Here is a 20,618-nt window from a genome sequence, read left to right as displayed (position 1 = left end):
TTCAGCCGGGTGGGGGGTTCCCCGGGAACCGGCCGTGGAGGAATCGTGTCTGTTGAGGAAAAGTCGACGCGGTCGCCGGCACCGCGCCACATGCAGGGGGGACAAGTGAATGAGCGGCTGGAGGGTGCCCGGTTACACCGAGGCCCGGGAACTGGGCTCGGGTGGCGGCGGAAGAGTGCTGCTGGCGTTCCATGACGCCACGTCAACGCCCGTCGCGATCAAGTACCTGAGCGACGAGCTCCGGGCGGACCCCGGGTTCCTCCAGGAGTTCCGCGCCGAAGCACAGCTGCTGGGAGGTCTCGAGACACCGTATGTCGTCAGTCTCTACGAGTACGTGGAGGGTCCCCACGGCGCCGCCATCGTCATGGAACTGGTGGACGGCATCGCGTTGAGGGCGCTGCTCCGCCAGGAAGGAGCCACCGGGCCCGAGGCAGCGCTGGTGGTGCTCAAGGGGTCGTTGCTCGGCCTCGCCGCCGCCCACCGCACCGGAATGGTGCACCGCGACTACAAACCGGAGAACGTCCTGGTCGCGGCGGACGGGTCGTCCAAGCTGGTCGACTTCGGCATCGCTTTGCGCAGCGGGACCAAGGGGGCCGTGGTGGGAACGCCCGCCTACATGGCCCCGGAGCAGTGGAACGGGCGGACGGCCTCCCCGGCCGCGGACGTGTACGCGGTGACGGCCACGTTCTACGAGTGCCTCACTGGCCGAAAGCCGTTCCGCGGCGAGAACTTCGCCGAGCTGGCCGTGCAGCACATCGAAGCACCCGTGCCGGTGGAGGAGGCGCCGGAGCCCGTGCGGCAGCTGATCCTCCGCGGGATGGCGAAGGACCCGGCACAGCGCCCGGCGGACGCGGAGGCGTTCGTCGCGGAACTGGAGGTGATCGCGGGAGCGGCCTACGGAAGCGACTGGGAGGAGCGAGGTCAGCGCAGGCTCGCCGCCCTCGCGGCGTTGCTGCCGCTGCTCTTCCCGTCGGCGGGACCGGCGGCCGGAACGGCCGACCTGGCCACCACCCTCGTCCGTGGCGGCGCACGCCGCCTGACACGTCAGGGCATGCTCGCCGCGGTGGGCGGGGTGGTCATCGCCGGGCTGCTGACCTTCGCCGCGGTGGCCTCGGGAGAGGGCCCACGGCAGACGACCGCCAACTGGACAGGGGAAACGACGAGAGCGACCCCGCGCGGCAACTCCGCCACACCGGGGACGACGTCTCCACCGGGCAGTCCCTCGCCCGGCACGACGAGTGCGTCGCCCTCGCAGCCGGAGAGCGCCCCGGCCTCCACCGGGGCCACCGCCGTCACCACGCCGACCACGCCGCAGGCACCGACGCCGACCACGACGGCCTCAGCCTCGGCCACGGCTTCCGCGTCCGTGACGACCACGCCGCCGGCGTCGCCCTCCACGTCACCGGAACCCCCGGTGAGCGTGAGCGAGGTCGCCGTCACCTCGCTCGGCCAGACGGGTGCATTCAGCGCCGCGGCCACCATCCGGCTGCGGACCGGGGACGCACGCCCCGTGACCGTCACGGTGACCTGGTACGTGAGCGACGCGAAGGGGGAGCGGGGCACCGCCGACGGCGCGCAGACCTTCACGCGCAGCGGCTCGACCTCGTACTCCTTCACCGCCGAGCACACGTTCCCGCGGGGCAGCGGCTGTTGGTTCGGGGCGCTCGCCACCACCGACCCGGCGGCGGCCAACGGGCAGTCGTTCCAGCAGATCCTCACGCGCGGGTGCGTGATCACGTGAACGGACCACGCGACCTCCCGCCGGAGGGGACGGAGCGCACTGTCCACCTCGGACCGGCGGACGCACCGCCGGACGAGGCGATTGCGCGGGACGCCGTCCCCCAGGACGCCGCGCCACAGGACGCCGAACCCGTACGGCCGGCGGCCGATCACGACTACAGCGCCACCGTCCTCGCCGAGCACTGGGCGCCGTCCACCCTGCCGACGGCACGGCTGGAACCGCAGGTCAGCGCCGAGGGCGCGACCCCGACGGTGAAGGCCGGCCCCACCGTCGTCCTCCCGGACCGGGTCGAGGGCGACGTGATGCGCTTCGGGCCCGGTGTCACACCGGTCGCGGCGGCCCGGGCGAACGTCGCCGCCGAGGTGTGGCGGGGCACGCTCACCCCGCCCCGGCAGCCTCCCCCGCGACGGCGGCGATGGCCGCGGCGGTACGCACTGGCCGCGTCGGTGCTGGTGGCGGTGCTGCTCTTCCTCGCCTGGCAGCGCTTCGGACCGGGCCTGCGGGTGCAGCGGGTGACCGTCACCCCGTCCCCGTCGGGGCCCGCCTGCGACACCACCGTCGACCTGGTCGCGGTGGTCACCACCAACGGCCGCCCGGGCACGATCAGTTACCGCTGGCTACGCAACGACGGCACCTCCTCCGAGGTGCTGTACGAGGAGGTCCCGCGCGGCCGCCACGAGGCCCGGCTGCACCTGCTGTGGACCTTCCGCGGCCACGGCACGTACGGGGCGCGGGCCGAACTGCGCATCACCACCCCCGGCCACCGCTCGGTCACTACGGGTTTCACGTACGACTGCCCGTGACCGCCGAGCCCGCCCGCGCGGCCTGCGCGCGGGCGGGCTCCGCCATATGACGAGGCTTCAGCGAATGCCCGTCGTCTTTTAACTCTCTTGACCGGGACGAACACTCTCGGTAGCGCTTATCGCATCTCCGCGACTTTCCCGCAACCTTGCGAATCGATGGTTTTTCCGGCTTTCCAGAACGGTACTCGTCGATTCGTCGCGACTTCTCGAGCATTTGCGCAGTCCAGGGCCGCGACATGCCACTTCGATCATCTTCGAGTGGCAGTCCGTACGAGGACGGCGGAGACTACGAGGAGCGACATATGGTTGTATGGCGAGAGAAGAGCTCACGACCGCATGGCTTCCGGATTACTCGCTCCGGCCCAGCCGGGGCGCGAGGGACACCGGGTACCGGCCTTACCGGCCGCCCGTGGTCGACTTTTCCTCAAGGAGCTCACATCGTGGAAAAATCTGCAGAGGTCCTGGCGTCGGATCCCGCTTCGGATCCCGATGAATCTTCAACCACCGGGCGCCCTTACGCCGCCCCGGCCGACGGCACGGAAAAAACACTCGCCGACATCCTGGCGGGCATCGTGCACACCGACCGGGTATCGGCCGACAGCCATTTCTTCACGGAAATGGGTGCCGACTCCCTGGTGATGGCGCATTTCTGTGCCCGGGTGCGGAAGCACCAGGACCTGCCGTCGGTGTCGATGAAGGACATCTACCGGAACCCGACGATCAGGAGCCTCGCGGCGGCCCTGGCGGAGGCCCCGTCCCCCGCCGCGCAAGGCACGGCCGCGTCCGCCCTCGCCGACGTGCCGGTCCCGGAGGCGATCGAGGCGGCGGCCGCGCGGGGCACCCCGCGCTACGTGCTGTGCGGTGTGCTGCAGGCCCTGTTCTTCCTGGGCTGGTCCTACCTCGCCGCGCTCGTCGTCACGAGCGGCGCGGAGTGGATATCCGCCGCCACGGGCCCCTTCGACATCTACCTGCGGTCCGTGGAGTTCGGCGGCGCGGCCTTCGCCGGCGTCTGCGTCCTGCCCGTCGTGGGCAAGTGGCTCCTGGTCGGGCGGTGGAAGCCGCAGGAGATCCGCATCTGGAGCCTGGCGTACTTCCGGTTCTGGTGCGTGCGGACCCTCATCCGGGCGAACCCCATGGTCCTGTTCGTCGGTTCACCGCTGTACGTGCTGTACCTGAGGGCGCTCGGCGCGCGAATAGGCCGCGGCGTGGCCATCTTCTCCAAGCACGTCCCGGTCTGCACCGACCTGCTGACCATCGGCGACGGCGCGGTCATCCGTAAGGACTCGTACTTCTCCTGCTACCGGGGACACTCGGCGGCGATCCAGACCGGCCCGGTCACCCTCGGCAAGGACGTGCTGATCGGCGAGGTGACGGTGCTCGACATCGGCACCTCCATGGGCGACGGCGCCCAACTCGGCCACGCCTCCTCGCTCCACACCGGCCAGTCGGTCCCGGCCGGCGAGCGGTGGCACGGCTCCCCGGCCCAGCCGGGCGCGGCGGACTACCGCTCGGTCGCGCCGGTGGAGTGCGGCAGGGGCCGCCGCATCGGCTACTGCCTGTCGCAGCTGCTGATCCTCCTGGTTATCTGGGTCCCCCTCGCGGTCGGCGGGGTGGCGATCCTGCTCGCGGTGGTCCCGCGCCTGGACCCGCTGCTGGAGCCGGGCCCGGTGGCCCTGACGACGTGGGCCTTCTACGCCGACGCCATGGCCGCCGCCTTCGTGCTCTTCTGCGGGGCGCTGCTGCTGGGCCTGCTGTCCGTGGCCACCGTGCCGCGGCTGCTGCACCCGCTCGTGAAGCCCGACACCGTCCATCCGCTCTACGGGTTCCGCTACGGGGTGCACCGGACCATCGGGCTCCTCACCAACCGGAAGTTCTTCCGCGTCCTGTTCGGCGACAGTTCGGCCGTCGTGCACTACCTGCGCGCCATCGGCTACGACCTGTCGCCGGTGGAACAGACCGGCTCGAACTTCGGCACCGAGGTGAAGCACGAGAATCCGTTCCTGAGCAAGGTGGGCAGCGGCACCATGGTCGCCGACGGACTGTCCATCATGAATGCCGACTACTCGAGCACCTCTTTCCGCGTCACCCGGACGGCGATCGGCCCGCACAACTTCCTGGGCAACCACATCGCCTATCCGCCCCAGGGCAGGACGGGCGACAACTGCTTGCTGGCGACGAAGGTCATGGTCCCCGTCGAGGGGCCGGTCCGGGAGAACGTCGGACTGCTCGGCTCGCCCAGCTTCGAGATCCCGCGCACGGTGGACCGCGACAGCAAGTTCGACCACCTGAAGGACGGCGACACCTTCCGCCGCCTGCTGTCGGACAAGAACAGGCACAACACCGGCACAGCGGTGCTGCACCTGCTGCTGCAGTGGCTGCTGCTCTTCCTGGTGCTGCTGACGGCGTCCTGCGCGGCCGACTTCTACCCCGCGTACGGGGCCGCCGCGGTCGCCGTCGCGAACGTCGTGGTCCTGGTGGTCACGGTCACGTACATCGTGCTCGGCGAGCGCGTCGTGACCCGCTTCCGCGGTCTGCGGCCGCTGTACTGCTCGATCTACGACCTCGACTTCTGGCGGCACGAACGCTACTGGAAGGTGACGGCCGCGACGGAGTACCTGAACGTCCTCAACGGCACCCCGTACAAGAACGTCGTCTGGCGCCTGCTCGGCGTGCGGATCGGGCGCCGGGTCTTCGACGACGGCCTCTTCCTCCCCGAGCGCTCGCTGGCCGCCATCGGCGACGACTGCACGCTCAACGCGGGCACCGTCATCCAGAGCCACTCCCAGGAGGACGGCGCCTTCAAGTCCGACCACAGTTCGCTGGGTGCCGGCTGCACCCTCGGGGTCGGCGCCCTCGTCCACTACGGCGTGACCGTCGGCGACGGTGCCGTGATCGCCCCGGACTCCTTCGTGATGAAGGGCGAGGAACTCCCCGCGCACGCCCGGTGGGGCGGCAACCCCGCCCGGGAGATGCCCGAGAACCCGAAGGACCCGAAGAACCCCGACAGCGGCGGCGAACGCGCCACCGCGCTGACCAGCGGTGTGTAGCCCCGTGGAAACCGCGAGTGGAGGAAGGTCGATGGACAAGGCAGCGGACGCCGGACGGGAGTTCTGGCGCGGAGAACTCGTCAAGGGCGGGTTCACCGCGATCCCCCGCTGGACCTCCGAACCGGTCAGCGGCGCCGCCGAGCACGTGGTGGCGGTCCCCGACGGCCTCACGGCGTCGGTGCGCCGGGTGGCGGACGAGGTCGGGGTCCCGCTGGGTTCGGTGCTGCTGGCCGCGCACGCCAAGGTGCTGGCCGCGCTCTGCGGCGAGGCCGAGGTCGTGACGGGTTACGTGGCCGCGGGCGGCGCGGTGCTGCCGTGCCGGCTGTCGGCGGGCCCCGGCTCGTGGCGCTCCCTGCTGCTGGACACGCGCGGCGCGGAGTCCCGGCTGCTGGCCCACCAGGACGTCCCGGTCGACGCGCTCCGCAAGGAACTCGACCTGGCCGAGCCGCTGTTCGAGACGGTCTTCGACCTGTCCGGCGGCGGCGTCGAACTCGCCCCGGGCACGGTGCTGTGGGTCGGCGCGTCCGACCGCGACGGCCGGCTCTCGCTGCGGCTGCGCTACGCCACCGACGTCATGGACGAGGACGCCGCGGCCCGCGTCGCCGGCTACCACCTGGCCGCGCTGGCCCGGATCGCCGCCGACCTGGACGCCGAGCACACCCGCAAGAGCCTGCTGTCGGCGGAGGAGAGCCGGCTGCAGCTCACCGGGATGGCCGGACCGCGCAGGAAGCTGCCGGACCGGCGGATGCACGAGCTGTTCGAGGAGCGGGTCCGGGCGCACCCGGAGGCCGTCGCGGCCGTCCACGGGGACCGCCAGTGGACGTACGGCGACCTCAACGCCCGCGCCAACCGCCTGGCCCACGCCCTCCTGGCGCGCGGTCTGGAGCGCGAGGGCGTGGTCGCGGTGGTCACCGAGCGGAACCTGGACTGGCTGGCGGCCGTGCTGGCCGTCTTCAAGGCCGGCGGCGCCTACCTGCCGATCGAGCCGCACTTCCCGGCCGGCCGGATCAGGAACACCCTCAGCCGCGCCGAGTGCCGCCTGGTGCTGACCGAGCGCGGCAGCACCGCCACCCTCGACGAGGCCCTATCCGCGCTCCCCGAGGTGCAGCGGCTGCCGGTCGAGGACGCCTACGCCGAGGACCACCCGAGCGAGGACCCGCAGGTGGCCGTCGCCCGGGACCAGCTGGCGTACATCTACTTCACCTCCGGCTCGACCGGGGAGCCCAAGGGCGCGATGTGCGAGCACGCGGGCTTCCTCAACCACCTCTACGCCAAGATCGACGACCTCGGCATCTCCGAGGGGCAGGTGGTGGCGCAGACCGCCCCGCAGTGCTTCGACATCTCGCTGTGGCAGCTGGTCTCGGCGCTGCTCGTCGGCGGGCGCACGCTGCTGGTGGAGCAGGAGACGATCCTGGACGCCGACCGCTTCCTCGAAAAGGTCGTCGAGGGACGGGCGAACGTCGTCCAGCTCGTCCCCTCCTACCTGGACGTCGTCCTGTCCGCCCTGGAGCGCGAGCCGCGCGAACTGCCCGACCTGCGCTGCGTGTCGGTGACCGGCGAGGCCCTGAAGAAGGACCTCATCGGACGCTGGTTCGCCGCCCGGCCCGGTGTGAAGCTGGTCAACGCCTACGGGCTGACCGAGACCAGCGACGACACCAACCACGCGGTGATGGACCGCGTCCCGGACACCGACTGGGTGCCGCTGGGCCGGCCCGTCAACAACGTCCGCGTGTACGTCGTCGACGAGCACCTGTCGCCGGTGCCGCTGGGCGCGCCCGGCCTGGTCGTCTTCTCCGGGGTCTGCGTGGGCCGCGGCTACGTCAACGACCCGGAGCGCACCCGGCAGGCGTACCTGACCGACCCCCACCACACCGGCGAGCGGCTGTACCGCGGCGGCGACTACGGTCGCTGGCACCCGGACGGCACGCTGGAGTTCCTCGGCCGCAAGGACCACCAGGTCAAGATCCGCGGTTTCCGCATCGAGATCGGCGAGATCGAGAACACCCTGGTCCGGGCGCCGGGCGTGCGCGACGGCGCGGTGGTCGTCAGCGAGGACGGCGACCAGCTCGTCGCCTTCTACTCGGGCCCCGCGCCCGTGGCGGCCGACGCGCTGCGCGAGCACCTGGCGCAGTCCCTGCCCGCCTACATGGTGCCCGCGGCCTTCCACTGGAAGGAGAGCCTGCCGCTGACCGCCAACAGCAAGATCGACCGCAAGGCGCTGACGGCGCTCGCCGCGCGGGAGGACTCCGGAAGGGCCTCGGACCGGCCGGACGGGCAGGTCCCCGGCACCGCCGCCGAGCGGCGCCTGGCGAAGGCGTGGTCGACGGTGCTGGGCGTCCCGCAGGAGCGGATCGGCCGCCGGGACCACTTCTTCGACCGCGGCGGCACCTCGCTGTCGGCGGTACGCCTGGCGATCCTGCTGGACCGCGCGATCTCCCTCAAGGACGTCACCGCCCACCCGGTCCTCGCCGACCTCGCCGAGATCGTCGACGGCCGCACGGAATCCCGTCCCGGGCTGCTGCGGACCCTGTCGGAGCCGGACGGCGAACCGCACGGCGCCCTGGTGTGCTTCCCGCACGCCGGGGGCGACGCGGTGGACTTCCGGCCACTGGCGGCGGCCCTGCGGCCCGCGGGCTGGGCGGTCCACGCCGTCGAACCGCCCGGCCACGACCCGACCGCCCGCGGCGAGGCCTTCGCCCCGCTGGAGCAGGTGGCCGCCTCGGTGGCCGAGGAGATCGCCGGCCGCGGACCGTCCCGGATCCTGCTGTGGGGCCACTCGTCGGGCACCGCCCTCGCGGTGGAGACCGCCCGGCGGCTGCAGGAGAAGGGCGTGGAGGTCCAGCGCGTCTTCCTCGGCGCGCAGTTGCTCGGCGACTCCGCCGGGCGGCGTGCCGCGGCCGAGGCGCTGGCCGGCCGTGACGACGCCGCGATCGCCGCCGAGCTCGGCGCCGACGGCGGTGACGGCCGGCCCGCCGGGCCGGACACGGCGCGTGCCGCGCACGTCGCCGCCGCCTACCGCCACGACTGCGTGGCGGCCCACCGGTACTTCGCCGACGCCCTGGACTCCGCACCGCCGGTGCGGCTGTCCGCGCCGGTCACCGTGGTCGTCGCCGCCGACGACCCGTACACGGCGGACCACTCCCGCCGGTACCACGAGTGGCTGCTGCTGGCCGAGCACGTCGACCTGTACGAGCTCGCCCGCGGCGGTCACCACTTCCCCCGCACCTGCCCGGACGAGGTGGCGCAGGCGGTCCTGCGCGCCGCCGAACTCCTGGCCTCCCCATGAACGCGAACCGAGAGGAGACGCAGTTGTCGACCTCAGCTTCCCCACAGTCCCTGCTCGACCTCGAGCTGCGGCCCGGCTCACCCCCGATCCTGCGTGCCGGGGCCGTCGAGGACCCGGCGGGCTGGGCCGACGGGCACCGCGACGCGCTGCGCGCGGTCGTCGCCGAGCACGGCGCGATCCTGATCCGCGGGCTCGGCCTGACCGACGCGGACAAGGCCGCGGGCGTCGTACGGCGGCTGGCCGGCCGGCTGACCGCCGAGAAGGAGGCCTTCGCGTCCCGGCGGACCTACGCCGAGGGCCTGTACTCCTCCTCCAACTGGCCGCCCAACCAGCCGATGTGCATGCACCACGAGCTCAGCTACCGGCTCGAGTTCCCCGGCATGATGATGTTCGCCTGCCTGACCGCGCCGGAGAAGGGCGGGGCGACGGCGGTGGCCGACGCGCTGTCCGTGCTCGAGGCGCTGCCGGCCGAACTGGTCCAGCGCTTCGAGCGGGAGGGCTGGCTGCTCACCCGCAGCTACAACGACGAGATCGGGGCGACCGTCGCCGAGGCCTTCGGCACGGACGACCGGTCCGCCGTCGAGGACTACTGCCGCGCCAACGCCATCGCCTTCGAGTGGCAGCCGGACGGGGCCCTGCGCACCCGCCAGCGGCGCAGCGCCGTCGTCCGCCACCCGGTCACGGGACGGCGCTGCTGGTTCAACCAGATCGCGTTCCTCAACGAGTGGACGATGGACCCCGAGGTGCACGAGTACCTCGTGGACATGTACGGCGCCGAGGGCCTGCCGTTCAACACCCGCTTCGGCGACGGCGACCCGATCGGCGCGGACGTCGTCCAGCTGCTCAACACCGTGTACGAGGCGAACACCGCCCGCGAACCCTGGCAGACGGGCGACCTGATGCTCGTCGACAACATCCGCACCGCCCACAGCCGCGAGGCCTACGAGGGCTCCCGTGAAGTGCTGGTCGGCATGGCCGACGCGGTGCGCCTGGCCGACTGCTCCCCGACCGTCGAGGTGACGACCGCATGACCAGCAACCGCTCCGCCGCCAAGGGTTCCGCGCCCGCCGGGCCGCTCGCCGTACCGCCGTTCGCGGTGGTGCCCGGCGTCCAGGTCCAGCACGCGCTGCACGGGCGCGAGAAGCAGATCACGGAGCTCGTGGAGACCACGTACCGGCTGCACTCCGCCGGTGACTCGGTGAACCCGCCGTCCTACTTCCTGCGTTTCCCCGACCGTCCCACCGCCCGGATCATCGCCCTGCCCGCCTCCATCGGCGGCGAGGTGCGCGTGGACGGCCTGAAGTGGATCTCCAGCTTCCCGGAGAACGTGGCGGCGGGCATCCCCCGGGCGTCGGCGGTGCTGATCCTCAACGACCACGACACCGGGTACCCCATCGCGTGCCTGGAGAGCTCCATCATCAGCGCCACCAGGACGGCCGCGATGGCGGCCCTGGCCGCCGACCGGCTGAGCCGTCCCGACCGCCGCCCGCGGCGCGTGGGGTTCTTCGGGACGGGGCTGATCGCCCGCTACATCCACACCTACCTGGTGGGCACCGGCTGGCACTTCGACGAGATCGGCGTGCACGACCTGTCGGCCGAGAGCGCGAAGGGCTTCCAGGGCTACCTGGAACAGTCGGGCGCCCCGGGACGCGTCACGCTGTACGACGACCCCGAGCAGATCATCCGCGCGAGCGACCTGGTGGTCTTCGCCACCGTCGCCGGCGAGCCCCACGTACGGGACATGACCTGGTTCGGGCACAAGCCGCTCGTGCTGCACATGTCGCTGCGCGACCTCACGCCGGAGATCGTGCTCGGCTCGACCAACGTGGTCGACGACGTCGAGCACTGCCTCAAGGCGGACACGTCGCCGCACCTGGCGGAGCAGCGCACGGGCAACCGGGACTTCCTGGCCGGCACGCTGGACGACGTGATCGCCGGCCGGGTGGCGCTCCGCGAGGACCGGCCCGTGGTGTTCTCGCCCTTCGGCCTCGGGGTCCTCGACCTCGCGGTCGGCAAGTACGTCTACGACGAGGTGGCGCGCTCCGGCGAGCTGCACGTCGTCGACGACTTCTTCCACGAACTGCGCCGGTACGGATGAACGGCCGCGGCCCCGCCCCCACGACACCGGGCCCCAGGACCTGGGCCCGGGCCCCCGACGACGGGGCGGGCACCACGGCGACCGACCACAAGGAGCCGCATGCGGAAGTACCTCCGGGACAGACCAACGGTCCAGCCACGCAAGCTCACCAGTGCAGGACACAGCGGCCGCTGACGCGCTGCTCCCCCGTCTGGACGGGACAGGCGCTGCAGATGAGGAGGCCATCGTGACAGTCATATCCGTTCCCCAGGCCTTCAACGAGGAACAGCTCTTCGTCGACCTCAAGTCGATCTTCGGGCAGTCGCTCTTCCTCAAGTGCGAGGGCTTCAACTTCGCCGGTTCGATCAAGCTCAAAGCCGCGACCGAGATGGTGGAGACCGCCGAGCGGGAGGGGATCCTGACTCCCGATTCGATCCTGGTCGAGTCCTCGTCCGGCAACCTGGGCGTGGCCCTGAGCATGATCGCCGCCAGCAAGGGCTACCGGTTCCTGTGCGTCACCGACGCGCGGTGCAACCTGTCGACCCGGCTGCTGATGAAGGCCCTGGGCAGCCAGGTGCACATCATCTCCGGGCCGGACGCCCACGGCGGCTACCTGGGCGCGCGCCTGGACTTCGTCCGCGCGCTGTGCGCCTCGGACGACCGGTACGTCTGGCTCAGCCAGTACACGAACCCGGGCAACTGGCGGGCGCACTACCGGACGACCGCTCCGGAGATCGCGCGGCAGTTCCCCGAGGTCGACGTCGTGTTCGTCGGCGCCGGCACCACGGGGACGCTGATGGGCTGCGCCCGCTGGTTCCGCGAGTGGTCCCGGCCGGTCAAGGTCGTCGCGGTGGACAGCGTCGGCTCGGTGACGTTCGGCGGGGCACCCGGCCGCCGGATGATCCCCGGGCTGGGCATGAGCGTCCATCCGCCGCTGCTCGACGAGTCCTTCGTGGACGAGGTCGTCCTGGTCGAGGAGGCCGACACCATCCGCGCCTGCCACCGGCTGGCCCGTCGCGGGTTCCTGTTCGGCGGCTCGACGGGCACGGTGGTCAGCGGCGCGACGAACTGGCTCGAGAAGAACGGCGCCCCCGGCCTCACGTCGGTGGCGATCGCGCCGGACCTCGGCGAGCGCTACCTCGACACGATCTACCAGAGCAACTGGCTCCAGGACCTGTACGGCGAGGACGTCCTCGAACCGGACGAACGGGCCGACACCTCCTGGGCCGACCCCGCGTGGGCGGCGGCGGCCGAGGCCGCCTGGGCCAGTGCCCCTCCGGCGCCCCCCGTCGAACCGGCGACGACGCCGTCCGTCTCCCCCGACGGTCAACTGCACTGACGCCGGGCGGCGACGCCGCCCCCGTCGACCACATGCTGCTGCGGCGGTCACCGACCGCCGCAGCAGCACGTCCGCGCCCGGAGCGCAATGGCCGGATCCGGCGGACGGGGGTGAGTACGGGTACTCATCCGCGCCCGGGGCGCCCGCCCGTAGCCTCGTCACACGGTCGGGAACGACACGTGGGACCAAGGGGGAACCGATGACGATCCGCCGCACCGCCACCGCTCTGGCACTGTCCGCCGCCACCTTGCTGATCGCCGCGGGAGCGGTCACCGCCGCGGACCCGGCGCCCGCGGCCCCGGCACGGGCGTGGGTCGGCCCCGGCGTCGTCCGCGCGTGGGTGGGCCCCGGCGCTGCCACCGACGCCTGGGTCGGACCCGGCACGGTCAAGGCCTGAGCCGGGCAACGCGCACCGCGGGCCGGTGACGAGCCGGTCCGCACCCCGCGGGAACAGGGGCCGGAGCGACACACCCCGCAGACGCCGGGCGCGACCACGCGCGGGCCCTGGCCCCGGCACACCCCGTGGACGACCCGGGCCCGGCATCACCAACGCATGAGCCCGTCAGCGCGCATCCCTGGCCCGCGACGGGCCGGCCCAGACACCGCGGGAACAGGGGCCGGAGCGACACACCCCGCAGATGCCGGGCGCGACCGCGCGCGGGCTCCGTGCACGAGCCGAAGCTCATCGTCGCCAACCCCTGCACGGACCGCCGGACCACCTCCCGGACCCCGGCGCCGCACGCCCCCCGGACCACCGCGCGACACCCGCGCGGCCGTGACCCGAGGGGCACCCCGCACCCCGTCCAGGACGCCCTTACATGGCAAGCGTTACCGGTGGTATGTCATGCGCATGACTACCTCTCGGAGCAATCGCTTCGTCTCCCTCCCCCGCGCCGGCGCCGTAGCGGCCGCGGTCGTGGCCGCGACCGTGGCCCTGCCCGGGCTTCCCGCGGGGGCCGCCGCCGTCGCCGCGCCCGGCGGCACCCTCTACGTACAGAGCGCCGTGAACGGCCTCAACGCCTCCGACAGCGGCGGCACCGTGGCACTGCACCGGCCCAAGGGTAACGAGGACCGCCAGCAGTGGGCGGCCGTCACCGTCCCCGGCGGGCAGGAACTGCGCAGCACCGACGACGCCGGCCGCTGCCTCGGCCGCTCGGGCGCCGACGCGGCGATCGTGGCGTGCGGGGGCGCGAGCGCCGCCTGGGAGATCACGGCGGCCGGCGACGGGACCTACTCGCTGGGCGTACCGGGCACCACGGACCGCCTGACGCTGGCCGAGGCGCCGGCCGGAGGCGTGTACCCGGAGCGGCCGCGCGTGGGCGCCGCGGGCCCGCTGTCCCGGTGGTACCTCACGCCCGCCCCGCTCCCCCGGACCGGCATGCCGCCCGCCGACGCGCGCACCCTGGACCAGGTCACCTTCCTGACCGCGCACAACGCCTTCGCCAACGGCGTCGACGGCGGCTTCGCGCCGCCCTTCGTCAACCTCTTCCCCAACCAGTCGCGCGGCATCTCGCAGCAACTGGACGACGGCGTCCGGGGCTTCATGATGGACATCCACCAGACACCGGACGGCGCGATCCTCTGCCACAACAGCTGCACGCTGGTCAGCCGCCCCGTCGCGCTCTGGGTGGACCTGCAGCGGATGGTCGACTTCCTCCGGCAGCACCCGGGGCAGTTCGTCACCGTCTTCCTGGAGGACTACGTCTCCCCCGAGGTGCTGCGCTCCGAACTCTCCCGGGTCGACGGCCTCTACGACGTCCTCTACCGCCCCGACCAGGACGGCGTGCGCGAACACGGCTGGCCCGCCATGGGCGACCTGGCCGCGCGCGGCAAGCAGTTGATGGTCTTCACCGACCGGACCCGTGGCTCCGACACCGGCCTGAAGCGCGACAGCTTCGGCGTGATGTACCAGCAGGAGTGGACCGTGGAGAACTACTGGTCGATGGGCTCCGGGGCGAGCACCTCCGACTGGTCCTGCTACAGCCGCTGGTACGGCGCCGGGGCCAACGTGCCGCTCACCCGCGAGGAGCCCGGGTTCCGGCCGCTCTTCGTGATGAACCACTTCCGGGACACGACCCTCGCCGGCACCGCGGCCACCGACAACGGCAAGCTGCTCAACCGCGCCCGGAACTTCTGCGAGCCGGCCGCCCGCAAGAAGCCGACGTACGTGGCCGTCGACCGCTACGACCTCGGCTCGCCGATGGCCGCGGTCGACCAGCTCAACACCTCCGTCGTGGTGCCGTAGCCGTGGCCGCGACGTTACCGCGCCGGCCCCTCACGGCCGTGGCCGCCGCGCTCGTCACCCTCATCGGCCTGCTCACCCCCACGACTGCCCTCGCGCGCGAACCCGGGCCCTCGGCCCCGTCCGCCCCCGCCGCGCCGGCCACCGCACTCGCCGCGTCCTGGACCCCGCCGCTCAGCACCCGCGGGCGCTACATCGTCGACGCCGACGGCGACCGCTTCAAACTCAGGTCCGGCAACTGGCACGGCGCCAGCGGCACCTGGAACGGCTCGGGCGATCCCGCCGACCCCGCGGGCCACCACGCGGGCGAGGACTCCGGCCGCATGCCGCTGGGCCTGGACCGGGCGCCGATCGCCGACATCCTCTCCGGCTTCACCGAACTCGGCATCAACAGCATCCGGCTGCCCTTCTCGAACGAGATGATCCACGACACCGTCACCGTCACCTACGCGTCCGTCGCCGCCAACCCCCAACTGCGCGGCAAGACGCCCCTGCAGGTGTACGACGCCGTGGTCGCCGCCCTCACGGACGCGGGCTTCGCCGTCGTCCTCAACAACCACACCAACACCACCCGCTGGTGCTGTGGCGTGGACGGCAACGAGCGCTGGAACGCCTCGCAGTCCACCGGGACGTGGGAGGAGGACTGGCTGTCCATGGTCCGCCGCTACCGCGACAACAACCGCGTCGTCGGCGCCGACCTCTACAACGAGGTCCGCCGCTCCGTCTGGGACGACCCCAACTGGGGCCTCGGCGACGACCACGACTGGTTCGCCGCCTCGCAAGCCCTTGGCGACCGCATCCTCGCGGAGGCCAACCCCGACCTGCTGGTCATCGTCGAGGGCATCAACTGGACCGGCCTGCCCGTCGACGGCCTCCCCCACGACCGCCCCACCCTGGAGCCCGTCCAGCGCCTCTCCCACACCCTCGTCCGGTCCGGGAAACTGGTGTACTCCGCGCACTTCTACGGCTACACCGGCCCACGGCACAGCGGCGCAACGGGGATCGGCGAGACCCATGACCCGCGCTACAGCGACCTCGGCCGCGACGAACTGTTCGCGGAGCTGCGCAGGCAGGCCTTCTACGTGTCCTCGGACACCGGACGGCACTACACCGCCCCGCTGTGGATCAGCGAGTTCGGCGTCGGCGGCCGGGAGGAGACGAACGAGAGGACCCGCGCCTGGTTCGCCGACTTCACGGACTTCCTGATCCAGAACGACACCGACTTCGCCTACTGGCCCCTCGTCGGTTGGCACGAGAACCGCCGGGGCAACGGCTGGGCGCTGCTGCACTGGGACTCCGCCGGTCACCGCATGGGCCTGTACGACGGTGACGACTGGCGGGCCGACGCATGGTCCCGGCTGGTCGGCAGCCCCGGCCGCACCGGGTACGTGGCCCCCGTCGGCCGCTGGTCGATGCTCGCTCCGGACCACGGCGACTTCGTGCAGAGCCTGCGCATGCGCGCCCGCCCCGACTGGGACGTCGGCGCGCGCAAGGCCGCGTGCCCGGACGGGCAGCGGCTGATCGGGCTGGCCCACACCGGCAACCGCGGTCTGTGCACCGACACCGGCGCCGGGGACCTGTGGGCCTCCTCCGGGGCGTACCAGGTCGTCACCGACGAGCGGTACGTGCCTTCCGGCGGCGACTGGGCCTCGGGCTACACCAAGTACCAGTGCCCGGCCGGGTCGTTCCTCGCCGGCTACGCGGTCCGCGGCGCCGCCGTCTCCAGCGCGCTGTGCGCCACCGCGGGCACGGCCCTGGGCGGTGCCGGGCGCACCGTGTGGTTCGACCGGGGCGACGACCGTCCCTCGTCGGGGGCCGGCGGGGACTTCGCGTACGGCAGCTACAAGGGGCAGTGCGCGGACGGCGAGTACGCGGCGGGCATCGCCTTCACCGGCCGCTTCGGCTCCTCCCGTACGCCGGACGCGCTCTACTGTCGGTCGCTTCCGTAGGCCGTGCCGCCGCCCACCGCGCCCCTGTGGCGGTGGGCGGCGGCACGGGGGCCGGTCAGCTGCCCGGGACGGTGTCGGTGAAGGCGGTGCCCGCGGTGCGGTAGGCGGCGACCTTCGCGGCGACCTGGGCCGGGGTCAGTTTCTGGTCCTTGACGAAGTAGACGTAGTCCACCTGCTGGTTGTACGAGCGCGGGGTGCTGCCCGTCTGGCCCGTGAGGTCGATCAGCCAGTGGTTGAAGTCGATCCACTGGCTGGTCTCCGGCAGGTAGGGCTCGCCGTGGGTGCCGAAGACCTGGCCGTCGATGTAGTAGGTGATGGCGCTGTTGTCGATGGTGATCTGCAGGTCGTGCCACCCCTCGTAGCTCTGGCGGCTCTCCGAGTGGGTGTTGACCGCGTTCCACGGGTCCGGGTTGTAGGTCTCCCAGGACGTCGTGTACATGATGTTGCTCGGCTCGCCCCAGCCGCCGTTCGGCAGGTACTCGAAGTCCTGCTCGCTGTAGTTCGGGTCCATCGGCGCGTTGAGCGGCGTGAAGGCGAAGAAGGTCTGGACGACGTGGTCGCCGTCGGGGCCGCCGGTCGGGGTGTCGTTGAAGCGCACGCGGGCGGCGTAGGTGCCGTTGCGGAACTTGCGCGCGGTGGTCTGGATCTCGCTCTCCTTGGTGCCGGCGGCGGTGCCGTCGGTGGTGAGGCGGAGGTTCATGACCTTGTTGCTCCCGGTGCCCGCCACGAAGGTGACGTCCTGCGGGGACCAGGTGGCGCCCGGCACGCCCGGGCCGCCCTGGCCGGACTTCACGGTCCACCCATGGTTCTGCAGCGCGGGGTCGCTGCTGGAGGTGTAGCTGAAGTCGTCGAAGAGCGCGGGCGCGTCGGGGTCGGTCGGCGGGTCAGTGGGCGGGTCGGTCGGCGGGTCCGTGGGGTCGTTGCCGGCGGGCGCGGAGCCCCAGACGACGGAGCCGCCGCGCTGCACGGTGACCTTGTCCCAGTCGGCGTACGACGTCCGGGAGCCGTTGAAGGAGTAGTCGTCCGACTGGGTCAGGCGCTGCCAGTCCGCACGGTAGAAGCGCAGCTGCATGTCGCCGGTGTTCTGCCCGGGGGCGAGCGAGCCCGCGCCGGAGGTGAAGCCGATCTCCAGGTAGCGGTCGGCGGTGGCGGTGGGGTTGGCGAGGTTGCCGAAGGTGCCGGTGATGTTGGCGCACCCCTTGACCGCCCAGGAGCAGGCGAAGCGGTACGCGGTGGTGGGGCTGTCGGCCTTGAAGTAGTAGCGCAGGGTCACCTCGCTCAGCGGGACGGAGGAGGTGCCCCGGTTGGTGATCTCGAGCCAGGGCTCGGCCTGGTCCGCGGTGGCCCCGGACGCGCTCGTCCGGTACTGGGCGGCGAGCGTCGTCGTCGCGGCGGACGCGGGCAGCGCGACGAGCCCGGCACAGGCGAGGCCCGCCGTCGTACAGGCGGCTATGGCGGTGCGGACCCGGGCGGTGGTGCGGAACGGTCCTGACATGGGGACCCCTTCCAGTCGGGTGGAGCGCGTGGGGGAGGGCTTACCACTTGGCAACTGGTCTTCCACTGGTAAGGGAAGGTGGCATAGACCAGATGAGGGGTCAAGTCCCCTGACAGGAAGGGAATTCTGGGCTCAGGCATCCCATGCGAGTGTCGGAAACGCTGGAGAACTGGTCAGCAACTGGATAGCCTCGTGGGCACGGACGGCATTCACCGCACGGCCACGGAGAGGGGGCGGGGCACATGACGGGCGAGGCACCGCGGTCGCCGCTGAAGCGCGAACGGGTCCGCGACCACCTCCTGGAACTCGTCGAGTCACAGGCACCGGGCACCCCGATCCCCTCGGAGCGCGCCCTGTGCGAGCAACTGGACGTCTCCCGGCCCACCGTGCGCACGGCCGTCGACGAACTGGTCACCACCGGCCTGCTCGTCCGGCGCCACGGGAGCGGCATGTTCGTCGCCCCAGCGAAGATCACCCAGGAACTCGCACAGGGGGAGAACGCCTTCAGCCTGCCGCAGGCCTCCGGCCACTGGCTCAGCCGCGTCCTGGAGTTCGCCACGGTGCGGGCGGGCGCCCGCGTCGGCCGCAAGCTCCGGGTGTCGCCCGCCGCCGAGATCGTTTACATCGCCCGGCTCCGCCTCGTCGACGGCGAGCCGATGGCCGTCGAGTACCTGCACGTACCGGCCGACCTCGTACCGGGCCTGCGCGCGGCCGACATGGAGGCCGGGGACTTCTACGCCTGCCTGCGGGAACGGCACGGCGTCCACGTCCACGAGGCCGTCCAGTCCATCGAGCCCACCGTCGCCAACGAGGAAGAGGCCCGGCTGCTGCAAGTGCCGGTGCTCTCCCCCGCGCTGCTCTTCGACCGCCTCACGAGCGACGCCGCCGGCCGCCCCGTGGAGTACGTGCACTCCCTCTACCGCGGCGACCGCTACCGCATCGTCTCCCGCCTGTCCCTCGCCGGCTCGGCGTCCGCGACCCTGCCCGTGACGGCGGGCCACCACCCGGGCATGCCCCCCGACGAACGCGCCGCCCCGGCCGGCACGCTGGCCCACGTGGTGGGGGACGTACAGCCCCGCGGATGAGGACCCGCGACCCCGTACACACGTGCGCCCCGCAGCCCCTATGATCACTCCGCTCCCGTGTCCACCGGAGCCGCGCACGACCCGAGACAGGCCATCCACGATGTCCAGCAAGTCCCCCAAATCCCCCTTTCTGCTTGCCCGTTGCGCACAAACGGCGATAGCCGCGGCCGCGATCCTGGACGTGTTCCGGGCGGTGGCGCTCCGTGACCACTACCTCCATCCCACGCGGCACAGCTCGGGCATGGTCTCCATGGTCTTCGTCTACGCCATGAACCTCGCGATCGTGCTCTTCCTCGTCTGGCTCGCACGGGCACGGCACAACGCGCACCTGCTGACGCCTCAGGCGTCCCTCCCGAGCCGCGGCTGGACCATCGGCGTGTGGTTCGTCCCGCTGGTCAACTTCTTCGTCCCGCGTCAGGTGCTCCTGGACATCGGGCGCGCGAGTTCGGTCTCGTGGCAGGAGACGCGCGACAGGACGCTCGTGAACCTCTGGTGGGCGGCCTGGATCGGACACGGGCTGGCGCTCTGGACCGCGGGCTACGTCGATCCGACCTCGATCCCCCTGGTCGCGCTCGCGGAGGCGTTCATGATCGCCGCAGCCGCACTCGCGGCCATCCTCATCGAGCGCATCACCACACTCCAGGACGCCGCACTCGGCACCCCGGGCGCCCTCTCCCCCGTCGCGCAGTCATGAGGCAGGCCACGGCCGTGACCGGCTACGACATCGTGCGGGTCTTCTGCGGACCCGACGGCGGACACGGCGACCGGATCGCCGTGGTGCGCGACGGGAGCGCCGTCACCGACGAGCAGGACCGCCTCGCCTTCGCCCGGCGGTCGGGCTCCGGCGAGACCGTGTTCGTCGACGATCCCGAGCGGGGCATCATCGACATCCGCTCCACCGACGGGCGGCTCCCCTTCGCCGGCTCCCCCTGCATGGGCGCCGCCTGGCTGCTGGACGCCCCCGAACTCATCACCCCCGCCGGCGTCGTGGGCGTGCGCCTGGACGGCGAGTTCACCTGGCTGGAGGCCAGCCCCGCCTGGGCCCCGCCCCGCACGCTGCGGCAGTACGACTCGCCCGAGGAGGTGGACGCGCTGCCCGTACCGCCGCCCGGCGAGTGGGTCTACGCCTGGGCCTGGGAGGACGAGCCCGCCGGACGCGTCCGCGCCCGCGGCTTCCCGGGCCGCGGCGACGGCGTCGCCGAGGTCGAGGCCACCGGGTCGGCGGCGCTCCTGCTCACCGACCGCCTCGACCGCGCCCTCAACATCGCCCAGGGCCGCGGCTCCCAGATCCTCACCGCCCCCGCACCGGACGGCCTGGTGGAACTCGGCGGCCGCGTCCACCTGGAGCGCGCCATCCCCGGCACCCCCACCAGGACCCGCCCCGCGATCACCCTGGCCACCCCCGGATCGTCCCGCCGCCGCATCCATCTGCTCGACCTCTGACCCGAGCACTGCTCTCCTCGTCCACCGCCGGGGCGGCGCATGCCCTGTGCCGCCCCGGTCCGGCGCCCTGGACGCATCACCGGCGGACGCAGGGGATGAACGGCCGCCGGC

The 20,618-nt window shown here is 72.3% G+C and carries 14 protein-coding genes; 13 read left to right on the top strand and 1 reads right to left on the bottom strand.

What is annotated here, in order from left to right; all coding sequences use genetic code 11:
• Positions 1 to 109 precede the first annotated feature (109 nt).
• The 10 genes from ACFZAU_RS29220 to ACFZAU_RS29175 all read left to right on the top strand — a co-directional run bounded on the left by ACFZAU_RS29220 (position 110) and on the right by ACFZAU_RS29175 (position 16,484).
• Entirely contained in the window at positions 110 to 1,741 is a 1,632-nt protein-coding gene (locus ACFZAU_RS29220) for a serine/threonine-protein kinase (RefSeq protein WP_500554590.1), read from the top strand.
• On the top strand, positions 1,738 to 2,544 hold the full coding sequence (locus ACFZAU_RS29215) for a hypothetical protein (protein WP_500554589.1): 807 nt from the start codon (positions 1,738 to 1,740) through the stop codon (positions 2,542 to 2,544). Before ACFZAU_RS29220 ends, ACFZAU_RS29215 begins: the two co-directional genes overlap by 4 nt.
• Before the next feature lie 572 nt (positions 2,545 to 3,116).
• The gene (locus tag ACFZAU_RS29210) at positions 3,117 to 5,591 is read left to right on the top strand and encodes a Pls/PosA family non-ribosomal peptide synthetase (protein WP_500554588.1); all 2,475 of its coding nucleotides are present in this window, start codon (positions 3,117 to 3,119) and stop codon (positions 5,589 to 5,591) included.
• Between the two features lie 31 nt (positions 5,592 to 5,622).
• Positions 5,623 to 8,877, top strand: a complete 3,255-nt coding sequence (locus ACFZAU_RS29205) for a non-ribosomal peptide synthetase (protein ID WP_500554587.1) — start codon at positions 5,623 to 5,625, stop codon at positions 8,875 to 8,877.
• On the top strand, positions 8,874 to 9,908 hold the full coding sequence (locus ACFZAU_RS29200) for a TauD/TfdA family dioxygenase (RefSeq protein ID WP_500554586.1): 1,035 nt from the start codon (positions 8,874 to 8,876) through the stop codon (positions 9,906 to 9,908). The genes ACFZAU_RS29205 and ACFZAU_RS29200 overlap by 4 nt, the downstream gene beginning before the upstream one ends.
• Positions 9,905 to 10,975: a 2,3-diaminopropionate biosynthesis protein SbnB gene (sbnB, locus tag ACFZAU_RS29195; RefSeq protein WP_499609758.1), complete on the top strand. Its 1,071-nt coding sequence runs from the start codon at positions 9,905 to 9,907 to the stop codon at positions 10,973 to 10,975. Before ACFZAU_RS29200 ends, sbnB begins: the two co-directional genes overlap by 4 nt.
• Before the next feature lie 226 nt (positions 10,976 to 11,201).
• Complete coding sequence (sbnA, locus tag ACFZAU_RS29190) at positions 11,202 to 12,293, top strand: 2,3-diaminopropionate biosynthesis protein SbnA (protein WP_500554585.1); 1,092 nt, start codon at positions 11,202 to 11,204, stop codon at positions 12,291 to 12,293.
• A gap of 199 nt (positions 12,294 to 12,492) precedes the next feature.
• Positions 12,493 to 12,690, top strand: a complete 198-nt coding sequence (locus ACFZAU_RS29185; RefSeq protein WP_500554584.1) for a hypothetical protein — start codon at positions 12,493 to 12,495, stop codon at positions 12,688 to 12,690.
• Between the two features lie 453 nt (positions 12,691 to 13,143).
• On the top strand, positions 13,144 to 14,538 hold the full coding sequence (locus ACFZAU_RS29180) for a phosphoinositide-specific phospholipase C-related protein (protein ID WP_500554583.1): 1,395 nt from the start codon (positions 13,144 to 13,146) through the stop codon (positions 14,536 to 14,538).
• 2 nt (positions 14,539 to 14,540) lie between these two features.
• Positions 14,541 to 16,484 carry a glycoside hydrolase family 5 protein gene (locus ACFZAU_RS29175; protein WP_500554582.1) on the top strand — a complete coding sequence of 648 codons (1,944 nt, stop codon included), beginning with the start codon at positions 14,541 to 14,543 and terminating at the stop codon, positions 16,482 to 16,484.
• 55 nt (positions 16,485 to 16,539) lie between these two features.
• Here the strand turns inward: ACFZAU_RS29175 and ACFZAU_RS29170 are convergent, their stop codons facing one another.
• Positions 16,540 to 17,979: a cellulose binding domain-containing protein gene (locus tag ACFZAU_RS29170; protein WP_500554581.1), complete on the bottom strand. Its 1,440-nt coding sequence runs from the start codon at positions 17,977 to 17,979 to the stop codon at positions 16,540 to 16,542.
• A gap of 242 nt (positions 17,980 to 18,221) precedes the next feature.
• Between ACFZAU_RS29170 and ACFZAU_RS29165 the strand changes: the two genes are divergently transcribed.
• The 3 genes from ACFZAU_RS29165 to ACFZAU_RS29155 all read left to right on the top strand — a co-directional run bounded on the left by ACFZAU_RS29165 (position 18,222) and on the right by ACFZAU_RS29155 (position 20,507).
• Positions 18,222 to 19,064, top strand: a complete 843-nt coding sequence (locus ACFZAU_RS29165; RefSeq protein ID WP_500554580.1) for a GntR family transcriptional regulator — start codon at positions 18,222 to 18,224, stop codon at positions 19,062 to 19,064.
• 181 nt (positions 19,065 to 19,245) lie between these two features.
• Positions 19,246 to 19,758 (top strand): DUF4328 domain-containing protein, encoded by a 513-nt coding sequence (locus ACFZAU_RS29160; RefSeq protein ID WP_500554579.1) that lies wholly within the window; start codon positions 19,246 to 19,248, stop codon positions 19,756 to 19,758.
• Positions 19,755 to 20,507 (top strand): PhzF family phenazine biosynthesis protein, encoded by a 753-nt coding sequence (locus ACFZAU_RS29155; protein WP_500554578.1) that lies wholly within the window; start codon positions 19,755 to 19,757, stop codon positions 20,505 to 20,507. The genes ACFZAU_RS29160 and ACFZAU_RS29155 overlap by 4 nt, the downstream gene beginning before the upstream one ends.
• The last annotated feature ends 111 nt before the right edge of the window (positions 20,508 to 20,618 follow it).

It is taken from the genome of Streptomyces sp. NPDC008238, from assembly GCF_042956445.1.
Lineage (GTDB): Bacteria > Actinomycetota > Actinomycetes > Streptomycetales > Streptomycetaceae > Actinacidiphila.
Note: the sequence above shows the minus strand (reverse complement) of the source record. Positions and strands in the feature narration are given on the sequence as shown.